Annotated in this window: 5 protein-coding genes; 2 read left to right on the top strand and 3 right to left on the bottom strand. The window is 33.9% G+C overall.

The window, feature by feature from the left end; all coding sequences use genetic code 11:
- Positions 1-571: CPBP family intramembrane glutamic endopeptidase (locus I6E24_RS15725; protein WP_235329591.1), on the top strand; the 571-nt coding region annotated here is incomplete at its 5' end.
- A complete protein-coding gene (locus I6E24_RS15720; RefSeq protein ID WP_235329589.1) occupies positions 564-800 on the top strand; it encodes a hypothetical protein in 237 nt (78 codons plus the stop codon). The genes I6E24_RS15725 and I6E24_RS15720, both read left to right, overlap by 8 nt.
- Positions 801-1,180: 380 nt before the next feature.
- On the opposite strand, the gene I6E24_RS15715 is transcribed toward I6E24_RS15720, so the two are convergent.
- The 3 genes from I6E24_RS15715 to I6E24_RS15705 form a co-directional block, all read right to left on the bottom strand.
- Positions 1,181-1,558, bottom strand: coding sequence for a BACON domain-containing protein (locus tag I6E24_RS15715; protein WP_235329587.1), 378 nt, complete (start codon positions 1,556-1,558; stop codon positions 1,181-1,183).
- A 17-nt stretch (positions 1,559-1,575) separates the two neighbouring features.
- Positions 1,576-1,938, bottom strand: coding sequence for a DUF4377 domain-containing protein (locus I6E24_RS15710; RefSeq protein WP_235329585.1), 363 nt, complete (start codon positions 1,936-1,938; stop codon positions 1,576-1,578).
- A gap of 109 nt (positions 1,939-2,047) precedes the next feature.
- Positions 2,048-3,211, bottom strand: coding sequence for an outer membrane beta-barrel protein (locus I6E24_RS15705; protein ID WP_394800423.1), 1,164 nt, complete (start codon positions 3,209-3,211; stop codon positions 2,048-2,050).
- Between the last annotated feature and the right edge of the window lie 190 nt (positions 3,212-3,401).

The following is a 3,401-nucleotide window of genomic DNA, read 5'->3' as shown; positions in this document are numbered from 1 at the left end:
ATTGTGGACTGTTATAGTATTCACTCTCGGACTGATAATTTGTATATTGAGTGGTTCAGCAAATATATCAGCAGTTCAATTACATTGGAAAAATTTATCTTTAAGTCTGATAATGTTCATTTTTGGTGCTTTTTATGAGGAAATTCTTATAAGGGGTTATTTGTTGACACGTTTATGTCGCTCTGGTTTGAATATCTGGATAAGTTTAAGTATAACCTCTCTCATTTTTTCTGCTTTACATTTAGCAAATCCCGATATGAGTATCTGTTCAGCTGTTAATCTTTTTTTAGGTGGTTTTTTTGATGGCTGTATTTTTTTATTGACCGGAAGTCTTTGGACGGCTGTAATTTCACATTGTGCATGGAATTGGCTACAAGGTTCCATTTTTGGTTTCAATGTCAGTGGTGGAGAATTTTATCAATCACTTATAACATTAGAATACCCTTCTTACAATTTAATAAATGGTGGATTGTTTGGATTTGAAGGTTCTATTATATGTACGATATTATTACTTCCTTCTGTTTTTGTATTAATAAAACTTGTATCTAAGAATCTTAAGGAAAATGAATGATTTGAAACTGAAGTTTATAATTTCAGGTATCCTGATTGCCGCTATCGGGCTGGTACTGTCGCACACGTATCGCCCGTATGTATATGAGAACCATATCAATGATTTTCATCTGGCAGATGTTATAGGCAGTGTCGTTTGCGTACCTGCTGCGGTACTATGCGCTTATGGCATTGATAGCAGATACTCGATAAAGCAGCAGAAATATTGTTTATGCCATCCTTATACATAGTTTGATAAATCTTTTAGTCTTAGTCTCTTAACCTAAAGATAACATAGCGATAACATAAACTAATTTTCTTTGCGCATACCTTTGCGGCATAAGAACTATAGCAACTCTTGGTTCATTTTTTGCTTATTAGTGTAATTTACGTTTAAAATATAAATTTAGTCTATTGAAAGTATGAAACAAACAAGTGAGTAGTACTCAAATCTATGTTCGACTTTCTCCTCAAAAAGCAAGTAAAGCCTTGATGAAATTGAAGTAAACAAAACCCGTCAGCATCCCGTAAGAACTGCTGGCGGGTCGCTTTATTTACAAGCTCAGAAGAATGTAATATTCAGTAATTCTCTTACTGATAAATCGGTTAAAAACTTCGAGCTACCCTCTTGTTATTTTCCCTGTTTAACAGTTATCACATCATATTCTGACCCAGAATAGACCTCAATATACAGAGTTCGATCCTTGTCTGTTGTATTAGGTGCTGCATATACCTTCAAAACATCATTTTTCAATTCAACATATTCGACCTTCAGCCAATCATACACATTATAAAGTTTACCATCTTCACCACCTTCGATAGAACCATGATTACCTTTGTAGTCCTGAATCTCTGCAAAAACAAAAGATTCGTTACCAATTATAGTTTTTTCACCGCCATTACTTGTGAATGTTATACTTTTGGGAAAACCAAGATCAGTCTCTTCAAACTCGCAAGAAGTTAATACTAAAGACAATACTATCACAAAGAAATATCTCGCCACTTTCATAATATGGTGTTTTGTTATTAATGTACTGATATTATTCTAATTAGTGTATAGCTTATATTGGATGCATCTGCTGGGGGATTTGCTAAATGAGTTTTTTCAACCTCAATGAAATACTCATTACCTTCAACATAAGAAAAACCAATTATACCATCTATAGGAATCACTTCCCAATCTGCATCTTTTCGTTCCTTTATTTTTAGGCCATCCAATGGTTCTGCATCCTCAGGATGTCCCCAAGGACGATACTCTCCTAATTCGGCATCCACATATAAGTTTATTACTTCACTCCAATCCTCAGGAATATCTTTTTCACAACTAATGAATGTAGTAGTGATGCATAACGAAATCAACACCCAATAAAGAGATTTTAATTTCTTCATATTATGAATGATTTTTAATAATTTGCAAATAGAACTATTTATCACGGAACAAATTTATCGAATATAACTAACTCGATATAGTTTTATTACATCGATAATTACATCTTGTTTATTTTTCACTCTCACTTCTATTCTGGTTATTTGAACGCGATGCACTTCCTTTGCCGAAGTTGTATCTAAGGCTAATTTGCATCAATGCGTTATTAACTCTTTGATCTTCCCAAGATGTGAACTTGAAATCTGGTATAGTGATGTCTTTATATGTACGTTTTGATACAAGACTTGTTGGTATTGCAAAGTTAACAGATAATGATAATTTGCCCTTACATAGCGGACTCATTAAACCAAGCATTAAGGTCTCTTCTTGACCATATTCTTCTCCTTGTAATAATGGGTGCTTATCATGTCGCAAGAAATATGCAGCCATAAAATATAGATGCGAGGTCATCTGATATGTTGCCATCGCATCCAAATACCAAGTGCGACCTCTATGCCAAATATTATCAGAGCCTTGCCTTCCATACCACTGGTAATTTGCAGTAAAATTCACTTGGAACTTCTGGCAGATGTTATAGTCACCGCTTAAACCTATGTATTGATGTAGGTATTTACTTCCCACTAAAGTCTCAACAACATAGTCATTCTCCATAAAATACCAAGGAGTTATATCATTAGCAGAATGTTTCAGCATATATGTGAACTCAATGATTTTTGGAACATTAATACGCCATTCCATATAGTGCATAACTCTTTCTTTTAAATCTGGGTTACCTCGATACATTAGAATCTTATTCTTATTATAGGTAACCGTAGATAACTGATCCAAATTAGGATATTCGATATTACAAAAGTAATTACCCGTAACTGACAATTTATTGAGAGCTTGCCAATGTAATTTTGCTGAAGGCATCCAAGAATAACGATTATCAGAGTTTATACCATTATCTCTATGCACAAAAAGCACATTGCCACCAATTGCAAGACTAACTTTTTGATGTGGATTTATCATCAATGAGGCATAGATATCATGACGTTTCTCTAAAGAGCGGAATAATTCTTTGTCTGTATTGGTGTCCTTATTTATATAAGATTTGTCTGTATAAGTATATCCAACGTTACTTGTAAGGATATTATTCCAAATATTGTAAGCGTTGGCATTATATCTCCAATAATCTTTTCTTCCTGAATAATCTAATTGGGTAAGTTTATCTACATTTTCATAAGCTCTGTTTTCGTTAACATTGTAGTAGTTATATGTGAGATCGCTTGTAATAATGAATATATCTGTTATATCACCTCTATAGAACAGACCACTTGTTGAGTTGATATTACGATATATTACTGTCCGCTAAAGACGTGAATTCCCTCCCAACTTGCTGAAATAGATAAGTTGGGAGTTATTTTCATATCAGACAAGCCCCTCTTATGAGCTTATTACCTCCTTAGGTGGTGGTTCTGCTGCC

The organism is Bacteroides caecigallinarum (genome assembly GCF_021530995.1).
GTDB classification, from domain to species: Bacteria; Bacteroidota; Bacteroidia; order Bacteroidales; family Bacteroidaceae; genus Phocaeicola; species Phocaeicola faecigallinarum.
This window is presented reverse-complemented; position numbering and strand designations above follow the sequence as displayed.

Coding starts and splice junctions, on each gene's coding strand:
- I6E24_RS15720 (WP_235329589.1), top strand. CDS start 564: ATGAATGATTTGAAACTGAAGTTTATAATTTCAGGTATCCTGATTGCC.
- I6E24_RS15715 (WP_235329587.1), bottom strand. CDS start 1,558: ATGAAAGTGGCGAGATATTTCTTTGTGATAGTATTGTCTTTAGTATTA.
- I6E24_RS15710 (WP_235329585.1), bottom strand. CDS start 1,938: ATGAAGAAATTAAAATCTCTTTATTGGGTGTTGATTTCGTTATGCATC.